The sequence below is a fragment of the Stenotrophomonas sp. CASM114 genome (assembly GCF_049384325.1).
Classification (GTDB): Bacteria; Pseudomonadota; Gammaproteobacteria; order Xanthomonadales; family Xanthomonadaceae; genus Stenotrophomonas; species Stenotrophomonas muris.
In genome coordinates, this window is sequence record NZ_JBMRGJ010000013.1 from 73,331 (window position 1) to 91,665 (window position 18,335).

15 protein-coding genes are annotated in these 18,335 nt (G+C 68.6%); 11 read left to right on the forward strand and 4 right to left on the reverse strand.

Annotation, left to right across the window (positions count from 1 at the left end; translation table 11 throughout):
* Positions 1-457: 457 nt before the first annotated feature.
* The gene (locus tag VG566_RS13640) at positions 458-1,072 is read left to right on the forward strand and encodes a DUF938 domain-containing protein (RefSeq protein WP_241884646.1); all 615 of its coding nucleotides are present in this window, start codon (positions 458-460) and stop codon (positions 1,070-1,072) included.
* Between the two features lie 73 nt (positions 1,073-1,145).
* Here VG566_RS13640 and VG566_RS13645 read toward each other — a convergent pair whose 3' ends face one another.
* Complete coding sequence (locus tag VG566_RS13645) at positions 1,146-4,832, reverse strand: indolepyruvate ferredoxin oxidoreductase family protein (RefSeq protein ID WP_241884645.1); 3,687 nt, start codon at positions 4,830-4,832, stop codon at positions 1,146-1,148.
* Positions 4,833-5,001: 169 nt separating this feature from the next.
* Here VG566_RS13645 and VG566_RS13650 point away from each other — a divergent pair, with 169 nt between their 5' ends.
* Entirely contained in the window at positions 5,002-5,637 is a 636-nt protein-coding gene (locus tag VG566_RS13650) for a tetratricopeptide repeat protein (RefSeq protein WP_049405446.1), read from the forward strand.
* 473 nt (positions 5,638-6,110) lie between these two features.
* On the opposite strand, the gene VG566_RS13655 is transcribed toward VG566_RS13650, so the two are convergent.
* Positions 6,111-7,595, reverse strand: a complete 1,485-nt coding sequence (locus VG566_RS13655; RefSeq protein WP_014645482.1) for an AAA family ATPase — start codon at positions 7,593-7,595, stop codon at positions 6,111-6,113.
* Between the two features lie 123 nt (positions 7,596-7,718).
* Between VG566_RS13655 and VG566_RS13660 the strand changes: the two genes are divergently transcribed.
* The 9 genes from VG566_RS13660 (at position 7,719) to VG566_RS13700 (ending at position 16,695) form a co-directional block, all read left to right on the forward strand.
* Positions 7,719-8,348 (forward strand): ParA family protein, encoded by a 630-nt coding sequence (locus VG566_RS13660; protein ID WP_005420986.1) that lies wholly within the window; start codon positions 7,719-7,721, stop codon positions 8,346-8,348.
* Between the two features lie 49 nt (positions 8,349-8,397).
* Positions 8,398-8,874 carry a SixA phosphatase family protein gene (locus tag VG566_RS13665; protein WP_014035499.1) on the forward strand — a complete coding sequence of 159 codons (477 nt, stop codon included), beginning with the start codon at positions 8,398-8,400 and terminating at the stop codon, positions 8,872-8,874.
* 4 nt (positions 8,875-8,878) lie between these two features.
* The gene (locus VG566_RS13670) at positions 8,879-9,496 is read left to right on the forward strand and encodes a YceI family protein (protein ID WP_014645483.1); all 618 of its coding nucleotides are present in this window, start codon (positions 8,879-8,881) and stop codon (positions 9,494-9,496) included.
* Positions 9,493-11,550, forward strand: coding sequence for a phospholipase D family protein (locus VG566_RS13675; protein ID WP_241884644.1), 2,058 nt, complete (start codon positions 9,493-9,495; stop codon positions 11,548-11,550). Before VG566_RS13670 ends, VG566_RS13675 begins: the two co-directional genes overlap by 4 nt.
* 10 nt (positions 11,551-11,560) lie before the next feature.
* A complete protein-coding gene (locus VG566_RS13680) occupies positions 11,561-11,995 on the forward strand; it encodes a hotdog fold thioesterase (protein ID WP_014035502.1) in 435 nt (144 codons plus the stop codon).
* A 118-nt stretch (positions 11,996-12,113) separates the two neighbouring features.
* Entirely contained in the window at positions 12,114-12,905 is a 792-nt protein-coding gene (locus VG566_RS13685; RefSeq protein WP_032961622.1) for a lysophospholipid acyltransferase family protein, read from the forward strand.
* 52 nt (positions 12,906-12,957) lie between these two features.
* Positions 12,958-13,947, forward strand: coding sequence for a YheT family hydrolase (locus VG566_RS13690; protein ID WP_049408361.1), 990 nt, complete (start codon positions 12,958-12,960; stop codon positions 13,945-13,947).
* 56 nt (positions 13,948-14,003) lie between these two features.
* Positions 14,004-16,073: a tetratricopeptide repeat protein gene (locus tag VG566_RS13695; RefSeq protein WP_241884643.1), complete on the forward strand. Its 2,070-nt coding sequence runs from the start codon at positions 14,004-14,006 to the stop codon at positions 16,071-16,073.
* 10 nt (positions 16,074-16,083) lie between these two features.
* Positions 16,084-16,695, forward strand: coding sequence for a YbhB/YbcL family Raf kinase inhibitor-like protein (locus tag VG566_RS13700; protein WP_014645487.1), 612 nt, complete (start codon positions 16,084-16,086; stop codon positions 16,693-16,695).
* Between the two features lie 126 nt (positions 16,696-16,821).
* Here VG566_RS13700 and VG566_RS13705 read toward each other — a convergent pair whose 3' ends face one another.
* Positions 16,822-17,280 carry an META domain-containing protein gene (locus tag VG566_RS13705; RefSeq protein ID WP_049408347.1) on the reverse strand — a complete coding sequence of 153 codons (459 nt, stop codon included), beginning with the start codon at positions 17,278-17,280 and terminating at the stop codon, positions 16,822-16,824.
* A gap of 169 nt (positions 17,281-17,449) precedes the next feature.
* Positions 17,450-18,274 (reverse strand): META and DUF4377 domain-containing protein, encoded by an 825-nt coding sequence (locus VG566_RS13710; RefSeq protein ID WP_032961635.1) that lies wholly within the window; start codon positions 18,272-18,274, stop codon positions 17,450-17,452.
* Positions 18,275-18,335: the final 61 nt, after the last annotated feature.

The following is an 18,335-nucleotide window of genomic DNA, read 5'->3' on the forward strand; positions in this document are numbered from 1 at the left end:
CCCATGGGGGCTCGATGGCGCCATCCATGGCGCCAACGGTCCTGCCCACCCACACCGCCCCGCCTCTGACAGATTCCGTGCGCTGCTGGTAGGTGTCGACCTTGGTCGACACATCTGTCAGATATCGAATGAAATTCGGGGTCAGATCCGTTTTCCTGCGGAAAACGGATCTGACCCCAAGAGTGTTTCCGACAGATCGCGGCCAACTGTCGAAGGCGGGGTGGGTCCGGTGGCAGGGGCGTGAGCGCCATGGATGGCGCGACCGAGCCTCCATGGACGGATTTACGGCGTCCCCTGCCACCGGATCCACCCCGCCATCCCTCAGGAAGCCCGCTGTTGCTGTTGCTTTGGCTTTGGCTGTTGCCGTTGCTGTGGCTTGAAGCAGGTGCAGGGCGCAGCCCTGCTCGGAACACTCCCTCGTGCACAATGGGGCCGCCCCCGCCCGGACACCCTCCTGATGTCGAGCAAGCCGTATTCAGAAGCCTGCGAGCGCAACCGCGAACCGATCGCCGCCGCACTCGACCCGTGGATGGGCGACCGCCATCGGGTGCTGGAAATCGGCAGCGGCACCGGCCAGCACGCGGCCTTCTTCGCCGAGCGTTGGCCCTGGCTGCGCTGGCAGCCCAGCGACCATCCGGACCATCTGCCCGGCATCGAGGCCTGGCGCGCGGAAGCGGCGCTGCTGAACCTGCTGCCGGCGGTGGCGCTGCAGGTGGAACTGCCACCGGCGCCTGGGCTCAGCCTGCCACAGGGCAGCACGTTCGACGCCGCGTTCAGCGCCAACACGTTGCACATCATGAGTTGGGCGCACGTGCAGGCGTTGTTCGCCGCGCTGCCATCGGTGCTGCGTCGCGGCGCGCTGCTGGCGGCGTACGGCCCGTTCAACTACGGCGGCCGCTACAGCAGCGACAGCAACGCGCAGTTCGATGCCTGGCTGAAGGCGCGCGACCCGCGCAGCGGCATCCGCGATAGCGAAGCGGTGCAGGCGCTGGCCGCCGACCACGGATTCACCCGCCTGGGGGATGTGGTGATGCCGGCCAACAACCGCCTGCTGCTGTGGCGGTTGGGGTAAACCATCGGTAGTGCCGGCCGCTGGCCGGCAACCGATTGCCCGGATGAATGCTGGCCAGCGGCCGGCACTCCCTTCAGGCCACCTGCACGATATGCAGCGCCTTCGGATTGCGCCACTGCGCCAGCAGGGCCGCTTCGCGCGCCTTGGCCTGCTCGAAATGCGCTTCCTTGACGTGGCCGAAGCCGCGGATGTGCTCGGGGATGCTGGCAATCTCCACCGCCAGGGCCAGGCGGTCGTCATCCAGGCCGTCCAGCAGTAGCTGCACGGTGGCCTCGTAATCGCCGATCAGCTTGCGCTCCATGCGGCGTTCCGCGGTGCGCCCGAATACGTCGAAGCGGCCGCCACGCAGGAACTTCAGCCTGGCCAGCAGGCCGAAGGCCTTGAACATCCACGGGCCGTATTCCTTCTTCAGCAACCGGCCCTGCTCATCCTTCCTGGCGAACAGCGGCGGCGCCAGGTGGAAGCGCAGCTGGTAATCGCCCTCGAACTGCTGCTGCAGGCGGCGCTGGAAGTCGCCGCTGGTGTACAGGCGGGCCACTTCGTACTCGTCCTTGTAGGCCATCAGCTTGAACAGGTAGCGGGCCACGGTCTCGGTCAGCGCAGTGGAGCCGCCGATGCGGTCGGCTTCGGCGGTGCGCACGCGCTCGACCAGGCTGCGGTAGCGGTTGGCGTAGGCAGTGTCCTGGTACTCGACCAGGAACGCGGCGCGGCGCTCGATCATTTCATCCAGCGAGCGCGACAGGCGGGCGTCATCCAGCGGCAGGAACGCCACGTCGCCACCGTGCGAGGGCAGGCCGCGCAGTTCGCGTTCGTCGCCGGTGTTGCGCGGTGCCGCAGTGGCACCCCATTCATTGCCCTCCCACTCGCCTGGTGGCAGCGGATGCAGCGGGCCCGGGGTGGATTCGGCATCGGTGTGGCGGTTGCGCACCAGGCCGGCCGCCTGCTGCACGGCCTGCGGATCGACCACGGCCAGGCGGCCCCAGGCGAACGCCTGCTGGTTCATCGCCACGGCCGCGCCATTGAGCTCGATGGCGCGCATCAGCGAGTCGAACGACAGCGGCACCAGGCCCTGCTGCCAGGCGTAGCCGAGGATGAACAGGTTGGCGGCGATGGCATCGCCCAGCAGCGCGGTGGCCAGCTGGGTGGCATCGAGCAGCAGTGGTTCCTGGCCGCCCAGTGCCGCGCGCACGCCGGCAATGATGTCGGCGGCGGGGAACTGCATGTCCGGGCGCGTGGTGAAGGTGCCCGGCATCGCTTCGTAGGTGTTCAGCACCACCTGCGAACGGCCGGCACGCACCTTCGAAAGCGCCCAGTAGTCGTTGACCACCACCATGTCGCAGCCCAGCACCAGGTCGGCTTCACCGGCGGCGATACGCGCGGCGTGGATGTCTTCAGGGCGACGGGCAATGCGGATATGCGTGGTCACCGCGCCGCCCTTCTGCGCCAGGCCGGTCTGGTCGAGCACGGTCGCACCCTTGCCTTCCAGGTGGCCGGCCATGCCCAGCAGCGCGCCAATGGTCACCACGCCGGTACCGCCGACGCCGGTGATCAGGATGTTCCAGGGCTGTTCCAGGCTGTCGCGAAGGGTCGGTGCCGGCAGGTTGTCCAGCAGCGTGGACGCATCGCGCTTGCTGCCCTTGCGCGGCTGGCCACCGTGCACGGTGACGAAGCTCGGGCAGAAGCCGTTCACGCAGGAATAGTCCTTGTTGCAGTTGGACTGGTCGATCTCGCGCTTGCGCCCGAACTCGGTTTCCTTAGGCAGCACCGACACGCAGAAGCTCTTCTTGCCGCAGTCGCCGCAGCCTTCGCAGACCAGCGAATTGATCAGCACCCGCTTCTGCGGGTCTTCCAGCTTGCCGCGCTTGCGGCGGCGGCGCTTCTCGGTGGCGCAGGTCTGTTCGTAGATCAGGATCGAAACACCCTTCACTTCGCGCAGGCGCTTCTGCACTTCGTCCAGCTCGCTGCGGTCATGGAACTCGACGTCGCTGGGGAAGTGCTCGCGCTGGCCGGTCCACTTGCCGATGTTGTCCGACAGCACCACGATGGTGTGGATGCCTTCGGCGCGCATCTGTTTTGCGATGTCCGGCACGCTCAGCGGACCGTCCACCGGCTGGCCGCCGGTCATCGCCACCGCATCGTTGTAGAGAATCTTGTAGGTGATGTTGACGCCGGCCGCGACCGCCTGGCGGATCGCCAGCGAACCGCTGTGGAAGTAGGTGCCGTCGCCGAGGTTCTGGAACACGTGCGGGGTATCGGTGAACGGCGCCTGCCCGGCCCAGGTCACGCCTTCGCCGCCCATGTGGGTGAAGGTGTCGGTGCTGCGGTCCATCCAGGTCACCATGTAATGGCAACCGATGCCGGCCAGCGCACGCGAGCCTTCCGGCACGTTGGTGGACGTGTTGTGCGGGCAGCCGGAGCAGTAGTGCGGCACGCGCGGAAAACTGGCGCGCGGCAACGCAAGTTCGGCTTCCTTCTCCTGCATCCACTGCAGGCGCTGCTCGATCGATGCGTTGTTGAAGAACTTCTGGATGCGGCGACCGATCACGCCGGCGATGGTGGCCGGGGTCAGTTCACCGGTGGACGGCAGGATCCACTCGCCGCTCTCGTCGTACTTGCCGACGATGGACGGGCGCTGGCCCCAGCTGGCCGGCCAGTTGAAGAACTGTTCCTTCATCTGGCGCTCGATGAAGGCACGCTTCTCCTCCACCACGATGATGTCTTCCAGGCCCTGCGCGAAGCGCGCGATGCCCTGCGGCTCCAGCGGCCACGTCATGCCGACCTTGTACACGCGGATGCCGATGTCGGCGCACGCCGTTTCATCCAGGCCCAGGTATTCCAGCGCCTGCAGCACGTCCAGGTAGCTCTTGCCGGTGGTGACGATGCCCAGCCGCGCCCGCGGCGCATCCATCACCACCTTGTCGATGCCATTGGCGCGGGCGAACGCCTGTGCGGCCTTCACCGCATAGCGGTGCAGGCGCATTTCCTGGTCCAGCGGCGGGTCCGGCCAGCGGATGTTGAGGCCGCCGGTCGGCATCTCGAAGTCTTCCGGCAGCACGATGCGGCGCGCCATCGGATCGACCTCGACCGAGGCCGACGATTCCACCGTCTCGGCGATCGTCTTGAAGCCGACCCAGCGGCCGGTATAGCGGCTCATCGCCCAGCCCAGCAGGCCCATGTCCAGGATGTCCTGCACGCCGGCCGGATTCAGCACCGGCATCATCGCGCTGACGAACTCGTCCTCGCTGCCATGCGGCAGGGTTGAACTGCGGCAGGCGTGATCATCGGCGGCCAGCGCCAGCACGCCGCCATGGCGCGAGGTGCCGGCGGCATTGGCGTGCTTGAACACGTCGCCGCAGCGGTCCACGCCCGGGCCCTTGCCGTACCACATGCCGAACACGCCCTGCACGTTGGCGCCGGGGAACAGGTTGGTCTGCTGGGTGCCCCACACCATGGTGGCGCCCAGGTCCTCGTTCAGGCCGGGGGTGAACTTCACCTTGGCCGCGTCGAGGTGCTTGCGCGCGCGCCACAGCTCCAGGTCAAAGCCGCCCAGCGGGCTGCCACGGTAGCCACTGACGAAACCGGCGCTGTCGATGCCTTCGTGCGCGTCGCGCAGCCGCTGCATCAACGGCAGTTTCACCAGCGCCTGCACGCCACTCAGGTAGATCCGCCCCTCGTTGCGGGTGTACTTGTGGTCGAGCGTGTAGTCACGGTCGATCAGGTCGGCGGAAGAGGGCGAAGTGAGTTGCGCGGTACTGGTCATGGCTGGCCCGGTCAGGATCGGCTGGCACCGGCCGCGTGCAGGCACGCGGCGGGAAAGGCGCGAATTGTAGCAGCGAGGCCCGACCGGCCCGGCACTCGCGCCGGCGGCCATGCTGGGGTTAGGATCGGGGAGAGAGAGGGAGGCTGCGGTTGCGGCCTGGGGAGAAGGGATGTCAGTTGCAGCAAAGATCCTGGGCAGCATGTTGCTGGTCTCGGGAACGGCCCCCGTGTGGGCCGCGCCGGCGGTGCCGGCACCACAGGAGTTCTACTTCGACAGCGATGCGGCCGCCGTGCCGATGGTCGTGGTCCAGTCCGACGGGGATGCGCTGGTGGCGCAGCTGCTCAAACAGCGCGAGCGCGGCCGGCGTACCGTGGAGGCCACCGTGCAGCTGGCGTCGGTGGCCATTGCGCAGGGCCGCACCGAGCTGGGTGAACAGCTGTATCGCGAAGCACTGAAGGATGCGCCGGTGCAGGGCAGCCTGGGCCGTAGCGTGCGCTGGAATTACGGCTGGGACCTGTTGCGTCAGGGCCAGCCCGAAGCCGCCCTGGAGCAATGGCAGGCCGCTGCCGGTGGTTCGCTGAGCAAGCCGGGCTGGCTGCCACCCACCTATGCGCTGGCGCTGTGGCGGGCCGGGCAGAAGCAGGAGGCGGTGCAGTGGTATGCCGCAGCGGTGCGTACCGAGCCGACGCAATGGAGCGACAGCAGCCGCTTTGCGCAGTTGTTGCCATTGTGGCGTGACGACGAGCGCGCCTCGCTGGCGGAAGTGCAGCAGGCCTGGGCGGCCGCGCCGCCGGCCTGGCCCTGAGGGAGGGGGGGGGCCGGGTTGCACCCGGCACCCGCAGAGGCAACGGCTGGAGCAACTGCAGCAGCCGAAGCAACAGCGGGCTTCCTGCGGGATGGCGGGGCACTGTGGGTTTGCGGGGCCGCCGTAAACCCATCCATGGGGGCTTGGTCGCCGCATCCATGCGGCTCACACCCCGCAAACCCACAGTGCCCCGCCTTCGACAGGTTCCGGCGGCTGTTGGTAGGTGTCGACCTTGGTCGACACGGTAGGTCCATGCCATGCGTGGATGAGATCTGCCAGGGATAGAAATCGAACTGGGGTCAGATCCGTTTTCCTCTGGAAAACGGATCTGACCCCAGGGCCTCAAGAGCAGCCAGCCAACCGCTTTTGCTTTTGCTTCTGCTCTTTTTCTTTCTTCCACGTGGCTGATCGCCAACCGCTGCTGTTGCTTTCAGCAACCAGCCACGAGGGGCTGCGCCGTTCGCCGGAACCCCTCAATCGTCCGCGGAAACCGTCCGCCCCGACGCCCATGCCCGCAGTGCCTCTACCTGCTCGGCCATCAGCACCGACAGCGGCCGCGTCGCACGGATCTCGTTCATCAGCAGCTCGGTATCCAACGGCCGGCCTTCGGCGTGCGCCGCATACAGCCCGGCCACGATCGCCTGCTCGATCTCGGCGCCGGAGAAACCATTGGCCGCGGCCGCCAGCGCCGGCAGCGCGAAGTCGTCGCCGTTGAGCTGGCGTCGCCCCAGGTGCAGCCGCAGCAGCTCCACACGCACCTCAGGCGTGGGCAGGTCGACGAAGAAGATCTCGTCAAAGCGGCCCTTGCGCAGCAGTTCGGCCGGCAACTCGTGTACCTGGTTGGCCGTGGCGACGATGAAGACCGGCGCCTTGCGTTCGGCCATCCAGGTCAGCAGGTAGCCGAGCACGCGGCGCGATACGCCACCGTCCTCGCCACCGCTGGCCAGGCCCTTCTCGATCTCGTCCATCCACAACACGCAGGGCGCCAGCTGCTCGGCCGAGGCCAGCGCCTGGCGCAGGTTGGCCTCGGTCTCGCCGTGGTACTTGTTGTACAGCGCGCCCACGTCCAGGCGCAGCAGCGGTACGCCGAAGCCGGCGGCGGTGGCCTTGGCCAGCATCGATTTGCCGCAGCCCTGCACGCCCAGCAGCAACATGCCGCGCGGCGGATCCAGGCCGGCCGGTGCCGAGCCGGCGATGAAGGCCACCCGGCGCTGGCTGATCCAGCGCTTGAGCCGGTTGGCACCGGCCACGTCGCCGAAGCGCGCGCTGTCATGCTCGAAGAACAGGTGGCCGCTGCGGTTGAGCAGCTCGAACTTCAGCCGTGCCAGCTGCGGCAGGTCGTCGTCGCGCAGCGCGCCATCGGCGTAGATCAGCTGGCGGGCGATGCGGCGGGCATCGACCAGGCTCAGGCCCTGCAGGTTCTTCAGGATCTTCTTCACCGCCTCGCTGTCGACCTCGACACGGCGGCCGCCGTGTTCGCGCGCATAGGCGTCGGCCTCCTCGCGCAGCATCTTCAGCAGGGCGTTGGCATCGGGCAGGCGCGGGTTGAAGCGCACCGCCAGGGCCTCCAGCTCGGCCGGCAGCTCGACCTTGGCGCCGATCAGCACCAGCACATGCGGCTCGCTATGGCGGCGCTGGATCAGGTCGCGCAGCGCGCGCTGGTGGCTGGCATACCCCAGGTAGGGGTGGAAATCGAGCAGCAGGTAGACACCCCGCTGGTCGGCCTGGCGGATCATCTGCAGGGCGGCGCTGGCATCGGGCGGGCCGACCGGCGGGTCCTCGCGGTCCAGGTCGATGCGACGCAGGCCCTCGGTGATGGACCAGCGGTGCAGGGCCCGCCACACGTGCATCAGCGTCTGCCGGAACAGCTCGACGATGCGGGCCTCATCCTGGGTCTCGATCACGATCAGGGGGGTATTGGCGCGGATCAGTGCGCTCAGGTCCTGCAGTTCGCTCATGCCGGTTCGATCCTTCGGGGGCGCCACGATAGCAAAGGCGATGGCCACTGGTTCAGCACGGTGCTACCTCCCGTCACCACCGCCGGTGTACGCTCGGGGCACGTACCCGGAAGCGAGGCTGGCATGAAGACGATCCTGGTGGCCGGTTCCAAGGGCGGGGTGGGCAAGACCACCGTCGCCACCCACCTGGCCGCGTACGCGGCATTGCAGGGCAAGGCCACGGTGATCGCCGATGCCGACCCGCAGGGCTCCAGCACCCGCTGGGCACAACGGCGTGCAGGGCTGGAAAGCGCGGTGCTCCCCATCGATGTGTATCGGAAGAAGCAGTGGGCGCAGAAGCTGCCCGACGGTACCGATACCGTCATCATCGATGCACCGGCCGGTGCGCTGGCCGACGATATCCCCCATTTCCTGGACGCGGCCGACGCCGTGGTGGTGCCGGTGCTGCCCTCGGCGCTGGATATCGAAGCCATCGTCGGCTTCCTCAACAGCCTGGCCCAGAACCCGCGCGTGCACAGCCGCAAGCTGCCGGTGGGGCTGGTCCTCAACCGCACCAAACCCTGGACCCAGACCTCGCAGCAGGCGCTGCAGATGCTGGCCGAATGGCCATACCCGGTGGTCGCGCAGCTGCGTGACAGCCAGAGCTACGTGGTCATGACCGGCCTGGGCCGCAGCCTGTTCGACTATCGCTCCGCCCAGGTGCGCGAACACCAGGCCGACTGGGAGCCGCTGCTGTCCTGGCTCAAGCTTTGATGCCTGCCTCACTTCTCCTGCTGCATCCTCTTCTCCATGGAAACCCGCGATGCGTGAACTGATCCTGCTGCGCCATGCCCATGCCGAACCCGCCGTTTCCGGCCAGGCCGACCTCGACCGGCCGCTGTCGCCGGTGGGGCTCGCCGAGGCCGAAGCCGCCGGCAAGTGGTTGAAGGAAAACAACCTGCTGCCCGACTGCGTGCTGTGCTCGCCGTCGCGACGTACCCGCGAGACCCTGGAAGCGGTGATGACGGCCATCGGCTATGTCGAAAAGCGCCTGGAAGACCGGATCTACGAAGCCACCCCGGGCACCCTGGCGGCGCTGGTGGACGAGCGTCGTGACCTGGACCGGGTGCTGATCGTCGGCCACAACCCGGGCCTGGAGCAGCTGGTGGCCCTGATGACCGACGGCACCAGCAGTGACTATCGCGGCATGCCGCCGGGCGGCGTGGCCGTGCTTGGCTTCCCGCGCGAGGCCTCGATCGAACCCGGCGTGGCCAGCCTGAACGCGTTCTGGTGGCCGTGATCCGATGAGCCTGGCGCGGCGCAGCCGCTTCCTGCTGCCCGCGTTGCTGGCGCTCGGCCCGGCCTGGGCCGCGGCGCCCCCACCGACCCCGTTGCCGCCCGTGTCCGCCGAGGCGCCACGGGTATTGCGCCTGGATACCCAGCGCTCGCGGATCGGCTTCGAGGTGCGCACCCGATTCGGCCAGCGCATCGAAGGCGTGTTCCCGCACTTCGAGGGGCGTATCGAGATCCTGTCCGACGGCCGTCACCAGGTGCACCTGAAGATGTTCACCCGCTCGGTGGAGATCCCCGGCAAGGCGCGCTATACCGGCTGGATGCGCGGCGAGGAGTTCTTCGATGCCGGGCGCCATCCGGTGGTCGAGTTCGACTCGCTGCCCTACTGGCCGGAGACCGTGGAGCAGGGCGGCGCCATCAACGGCCGGCTGACCCTGCGCGGCATCAGCCACCCCGAGTCATTGCAGGTCGAGAAGGCGGAGTGCGCCCGACCCGGCTATGATTGCGACGTCGTCAGCCGCGGTACCGTGCAGCGAGGCCGGTACGGAATGGACAGCTGGCAGCTAGCCTTGAGTGACCGAGTGACCTTCGTATTGCGTGCGCGCCTGAGCGAGGCGCCGAAACCGTGAACCTCCTGCTGCGCGTACTGGCGCTGGCAACCGTGTTGCTGGGCAGCGGTTGTGCATCGCTCTCGCATGCCGAGCGTGACCGTGCCGAAGCGATTGCCGTGCAGGCGCGCTCGACCGACATCGACTGCCAGCGCGCCGACCGCTGCGCGCAGGACTCGCCGTTGCGTGCGCTGGCGGGCCGGGCGTTCACCGAATCCACCCCGGAACAGCCACGCCACTACGCCACCCTGCTCGACGAGGGCGAGGGTGCCCTCGTCGCACGCCTGAACCTGCTGCGCAGCGCCACCCGCAGCATCGACCTGCAGACCTACATCTTCGACAAGGACGACAGTGCCCGGCTGGTCATCGACGAGCTGCTGGCCGCGTCGCGGCGCGGGGTGAAGGTGCGGGTGCTGATCGACCAGCTCTCGGCGATCTCCGACCTGCAGATCCTCGGCGCCCTGTCCGGCGCGCACCAGAACTTCCAGCTGCGGGTCTACAACCCGACCTTCGGCAAGGCCCGGCTGAACTACTTCGACTATGCCGGCAGCGTGCTGTGCTGCTTCCGCCGCTTCAACCAGCGCATGCACAACAAGCTGCTGGTGATCGACGATGCGATCGGGGTGGTTGGCGGCCGCAACTACCAGGACGACTATTACGACTGGGACCGCGAGTACAACTTCCGCGACCGCGACGTGCTGATCGCCGGCCCGGAGGCGCGGGCGATGGCGGCCAACTTCGATGCCTTCTGGCGCGCCAGGCGCAGCGTGCCGGCCGAGCGCCTGAACGATGTCGGCCGCACCCTGCTGCGCGAGGGCGTGCCGACCCTGCCGCCGGCCAGCTTCCGCCGCCCCGAGCGGGTGGAGCGGGTCAGTGCCGAAGCCAATGACATGGACTTCGTCAGCCGTTCCTTCGTCGATACCGCGTTGCCGGTGGCCTCGGTGCGCTATGTCGCCGACCTGCCGCGCAAGCACCGGCGCGAGAAGGCCGATGCGCCGCTGGCCGGACAGCACGTGACCGAGCCGCAGCTGGATGCGCTGATCGCCGGCGCGCAGAAGGAAGTGATCCTGCAGACGCCGTACCTGGTGCTGTCCAAACCGGCGCAGAAGCTGTTCCGCGAGCTGCGCAAGCGACCGCAGCCGCCGCGCGTGGTGGTGTCCAGCAACAGCCTGGCGGCGACCGACAACCCGATCGTCTATGCGCTGTCGTACAAGTACAAGCGGCGCAACATGCGCGAACTGGGCTTCAACATCTTCGAATACAAGCCGTTCCCGCTGGATGCACCGGTCGATTACCGCAACCTGCTGCCCGACCCGATCGCCGCGCCGGAAGGCGACGACGACGGCGGGCGCAACCCGCTGATCGGCGGCAGTGCTGCCGGCAGCAATGCCGGCGACCGTCGCGATCGCGATGAGCACCCGGCACCCACCGGCAAGCAGGGGCCGGTGAACCATCCGCGCACCGGCAGTGCCTACCAGAACGCGCGCGAGCGCCGCCGTGCGGCCGGCAGCGAGGTCGAAACGCGCCTGCTGCGCACCGAGACCCGGCCCTCGTTCCTGGGCAGCAAGGCGGTCAACAAGCCGTTGCCGGTCACCCGCAAGGGTGCGCGCATGGGCCTGCATGCCAAGTCGCTGGTGGTCGATCGCCGCATCGGCGTGGTCGGTACCCACAACTTCGACCCGCGCAGCGAGAACTACAACACCGAAGGCGCGGTGATCATCGATGACCCGGCCTTCGCCGAGCAGCTGGCCGAGAGCATCCTGCGCGACACCCACCCGCAGAACTCGTGGACGGTGGCGCCGCGGGCCAAGCCGCCGGTGCTGTCCGGGCTCAACTACAGCGTCGGCAAGGCCTCCGAAGCACTGCCGATCCTCGACTTCTGGCCGTGGCGCTATGCCACCGACTACGAGTTCAAGCCCGGCCCGGACTGCCCGCAGCCGTTGCCCCGGCAGGACCCGGGCTTCCACCGCTGCTATGTCGCCGTGGGTGATTTCCCCGAGGTCAATGTCGGTCCGAAGTGGCTGCTGGTACGCATGCTGACCGCATTCGGCGCCGGCCTCGTTCCCATCCTCTGAAGGTGCCCGCATGACCCAGGTGTTCCGCGAAGCCGTTTCCCTCGAGCAGCTCAACACGCTCAGCCGCAACACCGCGATCGCGTCGCTGGGCATCGTCTTCAGCGCGGCCGGTGACGACTGGCTGCAGGCCACCATGCCGGTGGACGAGCGCACCCGCCAGCCCTACGGCATCCTGCATGGCGGCGCGTCGGTGGTGCTGGCCGAGACTCTGGGCAGCAGCGCCGGCAACCTGTGCGTGGATACGGCCAAGCAGATCTGCGTGGGGCTGGAAATCAACGCCAACCACGTGCGTGCGGTGCGTTCGGGCACGGTCACCGGCACCGCCCGCGCGCTGCACGTGGGCCGCAGCACCCAGCTGTGGGAGATCCGCATCGAGGACGAGCAGGGCCGGTTGGTGTGCATCTCGCGGCTGACCCTGGCGGTGGTGGCGGCCGGCCACGGCTGAGCCCCGGACGGGCGGTGACGGCAGCGGAACCCAGCGTTCCCTGCCGATTGCCCCGGTCGATGGGTGTTATGGCCTAAATCGGCTGGCAGCGATGACGGCCCTCCGGTATCGTGCGCGGATGACTTCCCCCACTCCGGCCCCCCGCGGCGGCGTGGCGCGTGTGTGCCGTTACCTGTACCGCGTACCGCTGCTGTTGGTCCACATCATCGTGTTCCTGCCGCTCATCCTGATCGGCATGCTTCGGCCGTGGGGCGAACTGCGCGTGGGCGAGGCGACCCTGGGGGCCAAAGTGGTCAACTGGTGGCAGGGGGGGCTGATGTGGATCTTCGGCTTCCGCCTGGTGCAGATCGGCAGGCCGCTGCCCGGCGCCGTGCTGTTCGTCGCCAACCACGTCAGCTGGGTCGACATCTGCATCCTGCACAGCCAGCGCATGATGGGCTTCGTCGCCAAGCGCGAGATCGCCAGCTGGCCGCTGGTCGGGTGGCTGGCCGCGCGCGGGCAGACCATCTTCCACCAGCGCGGCAACACCGAATCGCTCGGTGGCGTGATGCAGGTGATGGCCGATCGCCTGCGCGAAGGCAAGGCAGTGGGCGTGTTCCCCGAAGGGCGTACCCGCGGTGGCCACGAAGTGGGCCCGTTCCATGCCCGCATCTTCCAGGCGGCGGTTGAGACCGGCGTGCCGGTGCAGCCGGTGGCTCTGGTGTACGGGCTCAAGGGCGACGCGCAGACCATTGTCGCGTTCGGCCCCGGCGAGAGTTTCTTCGCCAATTTCCTGCGCCTGCTCGGTGAGCCGGCGCGGCGTGCGGAAGTGCATTTCCTGGCACCGATCGGTGCGCAGGACCTGGAAGGCCGTCGGCGCATCGCGGAGACGTCGCGCGCGCGCATCGTGGCGGCCATGAGCACGCAGTGAGGGTGCGGTGGCCCTGATCCCGCCACCCGTCCTGGACGCCGGCACGCCGACGCTGCACGCGGCTGACTACCAGCCACCGCGCTGGCTGCGCAATCCGCACCTGCAGTCGATGCTCAGCTCCAGCCGCATGCGCCTGCAGCGCGGCCTGCTGCTGCTGGCCGCGACCGGCGCGATCAGCGAAGAACTGATCCTCGACGGCGGCGACGGCGTGCGCCTGCAGGGCTGGCACAGCCATGTCGAAGGCCGCGAACCCAAGGGCATGGCCCTGCTGCTGCACGGCTGGGAAGGCAGTGCCGAATCCAGCTACATGCGCATGGCGGCCGCGCGCATGCTCGAACAGGGCTTCGACGTGGTGCGGCTGAATTTCCGCGACCACGGCAATACCCATCACCTCAACCCCGGCATCTTCCACTCCAACCTGATCGACGAAGTGGTGCATGCCGCAGGCGATATCGCCCAGCGCTGGCCGCAGCTGCCGCTGGTGGCCGCCGGCTACTCGCTGGGCGGCAACTTCGTGCTGCGCCTGGCCCTGCGTGCGCCGGCGGCCGGCGTGCCGCTGCTGCGCGTCGCCTCGGTATGCCCGGTGCTGGACCCGGCGCTGACCATGGAGAGCATCGAGAACGGCCCGGCAATGTACGACTGGTACTTCCGCCGCAAGTGGGCCGGTTCGTTGCGGCGCAAGCGCGACCTGTTCCCCGAACTGAGCGACTGCGACGACCGCGTGCTGAAGCTGGACATCCGCGCGTTGACCGCCTGGCTGGTCGAGCGCCACACCAGTTTCGGCTCGTTGCAGGCCTATTTCGACGGCTACTCGATTGCCGGCGACCGCCTGTCCTCGCTGCAGGTGCCGGCCGACATCCTGATGGCGCAGGACGACCCGGTGATCCCGTACGCGACCTTCAGCGACTGGCAGCTGCCGCGCCAGGCGCACCTGGAAACCGCCTGCTGGGGCGGCCACTGTGGCTTCCTGGAAAACTGGCGCGGTGACGGCTTCTCCGAGCGCTGGGTGGCGCAGCGCCTGCAGCGCGTGCTGCAAGGCTGAACCGGCACGGGCGCGCAGGCCGCTACAATGCGGGTTTGCCCTTGAACCGGACCGCCATGCAAGACCAGATCATCCAAGCGTTGCGCCAGAACGAGGCCGACCAGGCCGTGCAGCTGGCCCAGGCGTGGACCCGTGATGAACCCGGCCAGGCCGAGGCCCACCGCTGGCTGGCGCTTGCGCTGCAGCAGCAGGGCAAGGCCGAGGACGCGATGGAGGCCCTGCAGCAGGCGCTGCAGCTGGCCCCGGACAATGCCCAGCTGCACCTGCAGCACGCCGGCCTGCTGCTGGCCCTGCGCCAGTTCGACGGCGCTGGCGAAGCACTGACGCGCACCACCGGGCTGGACCCGAACGCCTTCGCTGCCTACCTGATGCAGGCCCACCTGGCGATCGGCCGCAACGATTTCGATGAAGCGCAGCGCCTGTCCACCCTGGCCTCGCGTGTCGAACCGGACCACCCGGAACTGCTGACCATCGACGGCATGATCGCGCTGCGCCGCGATGATGCCGATCGCGCGCTGACGCTGCTGTCGGCCGCCAACCAGGCCCAGCCCAACGACATTCGCGTGCTCTACGCACTGGGCTTCGCCTACCTGGGCAAGAACATGCTGGCCTTCGCCGAGCAGGCGTTCCGCCGCGTGCTGGAACTGAACCCGACCATCGCCTCGCTGCATGGCCTGGTGGTGCAGCTGGCCATGCGCCAGGGCAACCTGGACGCTGCCGCCGAAGCGATGCAGATCGCGCTGCAGCAGCAGGGCCTGGATACGCCATCGATGCGCCGCCTGGCCGGCGAACTGGCACTGCGCGGCGGCCAGCCGCTGCAGGCGCTGGAGCACCTGCTGCCGTTGCTGGAATCGCTGCCTGACGACCGCGACGTACTGCAGTTGCTGCTGATGTCCTGGCAGCGCCTGGGCCGCGAAGACGAGGCCCGCGCACGCCTGGATGCCGCCCTGGAGCAGCACCCGCAGCTGCACGACCTGTGGCTGGCACGCCTGGCGGTGGAAGAGGTCGGCAGTGCCACCGCCGCCGCCACGGTCGAGCGCTGGATGGACGCGATGCCGGGCCACCTGCCGGCGCTGGAAGCGCGCCTGCGCCTGCACGACATGGTGGGCGAACACGCCCAGGCCGAAGCGATCGCCGAGCGCATCGTCAACCTCGAACCGGGCCGCGTCAGCGGCGAAACCCGCCTGGTCGAAGGCCTGCTACAGCGCGATCCGGCCGCCGCGGTCGCCCGCGTGCAGGCGCTGATCGACATGGCACCGGAAGGCCACCGCGCCGACCTGCGCACCTGGCTGGGTGAGATCCAGGATCGCGCCGGGCAGCACGAAGACGCGCTGCAGACCTGGCTGGCACTGCAGGCCGACCAGGCACCGCAGCGCCTGCCGCTGCCGCCGCAGGCCAAGGCGCCGCCGAGCTGGCCGGACAAGGGCGAGATCGACGGTGATGCCACTTCCGCGCCGATCTTCCTGTGGGGCGCGCCGGGTTCGGGCGTGGAGCGCGTGGCGACCGGCCTGGCCGCCGCCAGCCCGGTGCTGCGCAGCGACCGCTATACCTCCAACGCACCCGACGACGCGTTCCAGAACTACCACACGCTGCAGGACCTTGCCTCGGGCGTGCTGACCCCGGAGCGGCTGGTGCAGCGCTGGCGCGAACAGCTGCCGTCGCGCGGCGTGCAGGACGACGCGATCATCGACTGGCTGCTGTGGTGGGACAACGCGCTGCTGTGGGCGCTGCGCCCGCAGCTGCCGCAGGGCCGCCTGCTGGTGGTGCTGCGCGATCCGCGCGACATGCTGCTGGACTGGGTGGCCTACGGTGCCGCCGCACCGCTGGCAATGACCTCGCTGGCCGAAGCCAGCGAATGGCTGGCGCGTGCACTGGTCCAGGTCGCCGCCCTGCACGAGGACGATCTGTACCCGCAGGTGCTGCTGCGCATCGACCAGATCGGCAACGATCCGCAGGCGATGGCCGAACTGCTGGGCCGCCTGTTCGAGCGGCCGATGCCGCCAGCCGCGCAACTGGGTGCGCCGCGCTTCCCGCCGGGCCACTGGCGCAACTACCGCGACGTGATGAGCGCCGCCTTCGCCAAGCTCACCCCGATCGCGGTGCGCCTGGGTTACCCGGAAGAGTGAGGACACGCCGATGCAACTGAGCAGCCACAGCCTGACCAACGGTGCACCGATCGACCGCGAATTCGCCGCCGGCGATGCCGCGGGCTTCGCACCGGACCGCAATCCGCACCTGGCCTGGAGCGATGTGCCGGAGGGCACCCGTTCGTTCCTGCTGGTGTGTGTCGATCCGGACGTGCCGACCGTGCCGGAGACGGTCGGCCGCACCGACATGAGCGTGCCGCGCGACCAGCCGCGCTGTGATTTCGTGCATTGGGTAATGGCCGACATTCCGGCCTCGGTGCGCGAGATCGCCGCAGGCAGCTGCAGCGACGGCTTCGTGGTGAAGGGCAAGTCCGAACCGGCCGGCCCGGCCGGCAGCCGCCAGGGGCTGAACGACTTCACCGGCTGGTTCGCAGGCAATCCGGACATGGCCGGTGACTACCTGGGCTATGACGGTCCGTACCCGCCGTTCAACGACGAACGCCTGCACCACTACTTCTTCCGCGTGTTCGCACTGGACGTGGCATCGCTGCAGCTGCCGGCACGCTTCACCGCCGCCGACGCCTACCGCGCCATGCACGGCCACGTGCTCGCCGAAGCGGCACTGCACGGCACCTACACCTTGAACCCGGCGCTGGGCTGAGGCGGCATGACGGGTCGTGCCGGCCGCTGGCCGGCAACGCCCGCGTGCTGCCGGATCCGCGCATGGCAGCCGGCCAGCGACCGGCGCCATCGCCAACGAAGACGGGCGGCCCTGCAGCCGCCCTTTTCATTCGTCCGTACCGGGTACCGGCGCGAACACCAGCACATCGCCGTGCGCATTGCGCAGCAGCAGGCGGCCACGTTCATCCAGCGCAAGCGTCAGCTCTGCGCGTGCATTCACCAGCGTGCCGGCGACACGTTCCTGTTCGGCCACCTCGGGCCGGATGCACGCGGCTGTGGTGATGATGCCGCCCTCCAGGACCAGCCGGTCACCTTGCAGGTGATAGGTGCTGCTTGACTGGTTGCACAGGTTCAACTGGCTCATGTAGCCGGGCTGGAAGCGCAGCGTGTAGGGCGGTCGACCACGCACGAACAACGCGTCAATGCGCCGGCCCTGTGCGTCGGTGGCGCGCGCCAGTTGCCACGGATGTGCCTCGAGCTGCCCGGTGGTGGGCGTGCTGGCAGCGGCCACAGCCGTAGACATGGCCAGCAGCGCGACAATGGTGAAGGCGGGGACGTGCTTCATGCCGATCTCCCTGATGCATGCGGGTAGTGCCGGCCGCTGGCCGGCAATATCCGTGTGTTGGCGGTGCTCCGCAGGGCAGCCGGCCAGCGGCCGGCGCTACAACGTCAACGAAGAAGGGCGGCCTTGCGGCCGCCCTTCAAGATGCAGCCGACCAACAGTCGGCGCTACATCACTTCTCGATGGCCGACTCGACCACCATGTCCAGCACGTACGCCTGCGACGGCGCATCGGCCGGCGGGTTCTTCACTTCGTAGCGCTTCACGCGCACCACGTTGCGCACGCCGTCTTCGTGGGTGTAGCCCTCGATGGTGCCGTAGAAGTTCTCGAACTTGCCCGGCTCACCCTGCTTCAGGCCCTTGTCGTCGAACTTCACTTCGCGCACCTGCAGGCACTGGTAGTCCGGGATCAGCGGGTGCGAGCACTTCTGCGTCTTGGCGGCCACTTCCAGGAACACGGTTTCGCCGGCGCCGCCGTAGCGGGTTTCAGCGGTCGGCTCCGGGTTGAACACCAGCACGTCGCCCTTGGCGTTGGTCAGCGTCAGCTTGCCATCGGCATCCTGCTCGGCCTTCAGCTCGCCCTGCAGGCGGCTCGACACGGCTTCGTCCAGCGCCATCAGCGCCTTGTCGGTGCAGGCCATCATGGTCGAGGCCATCGCGCTGACCGTCAGCTTGCCGTCGGCCAGGGTGTAGCCGCCGCCCATGCGGTTGCAGGTGTTGCTGACCGACAGTCGGCCATCTGCGAAGTCCAGGGTGACCGGCTTGTCTTCGCGGGCGAACAGCGCGTCGATGCGCTTGCCGTCGGCGCCGGTGGCCTGCTGCAGCAGCCAGTGCTGGCTCTGCAGGCGCTGCGCATCCAGGTGCGCCAGCGTCTGCTGGTCTGCTGCCTTGGCCGCGGCCGGGGCCACGTCGTCGCCGCCGGTGCCGGCCGGGGCCGGGGTCTGGCTGCAGGCGGCCATCAGGGCCAGCGGGAGGAGCAGGGTGAGCTTGCGGTTCATGGTGATTCTCCTTGGGGAACCGTGGGGGAAACGGGGTGGGGCCGGCAACGGGGTTACCGTA

Excerpts from the sequence above, each read along its gene's own strand:
- VG566_RS13700 (WP_014645487.1), top strand. The coding sequence starts at position 16,084 with ATGCAACTGAGCAGCCACAGCCTGACCAACGGTGCACCGATCGACCGC.
- VG566_RS13710 (WP_032961635.1), bottom strand. The coding sequence starts at position 18,274 with ATGAACCGCAAGCTCACCCTGCTCCTCCCGCTGGCCCTGATGGCCGCC.
- VG566_RS13705 (WP_049408347.1), bottom strand. The coding sequence starts at position 17,280 with ATGAAGCACGTCCCCGCCTTCACCATTGTCGCGCTGCTGGCCATGTCT.
- VG566_RS13680 (WP_014035502.1), top strand. The coding sequence starts at position 11,561 with ATGACCCAGGTGTTCCGCGAAGCCGTTTCCCTCGAGCAGCTCAACACG.
- VG566_RS13665 (WP_014035499.1), top strand. The coding sequence starts at position 8,398 with ATGCGTGAACTGATCCTGCTGCGCCATGCCCATGCCGAACCCGCCGTT.
- VG566_RS13650 (WP_049405446.1), top strand. The coding sequence starts at position 5,002 with ATGTCAGTTGCAGCAAAGATCCTGGGCAGCATGTTGCTGGTCTCGGGA.
- VG566_RS13640 (WP_241884646.1), top strand. The coding sequence starts at position 458 with ATGTCGAGCAAGCCGTATTCAGAAGCCTGCGAGCGCAACCGCGAACCG.
- VG566_RS13645 (WP_241884645.1), bottom strand. The coding sequence starts at position 4,832 with ATGACCAGTACCGCGCAACTCACTTCGCCCTCTTCCGCCGACCTGATC.
- VG566_RS13670 (WP_014645483.1), top strand. The coding sequence starts at position 8,879 with ATGAGCCTGGCGCGGCGCAGCCGCTTCCTGCTGCCCGCGTTGCTGGCG.
- VG566_RS13695 (WP_241884643.1), top strand. The coding sequence starts at position 14,004 with ATGCAAGACCAGATCATCCAAGCGTTGCGCCAGAACGAGGCCGACCAG.
- VG566_RS13685 (WP_032961622.1), top strand. The coding sequence starts at position 12,114 with ATGACTTCCCCCACTCCGGCCCCCCGCGGCGGCGTGGCGCGTGTGTGC.
- VG566_RS13655 (WP_014645482.1), bottom strand. The coding sequence starts at position 7,595 with ATGAGCGAACTGCAGGACCTGAGCGCACTGATCCGCGCCAATACCCCC.
- VG566_RS13660 (WP_005420986.1), top strand. The coding sequence starts at position 7,719 with ATGAAGACGATCCTGGTGGCCGGTTCCAAGGGCGGGGTGGGCAAGACC.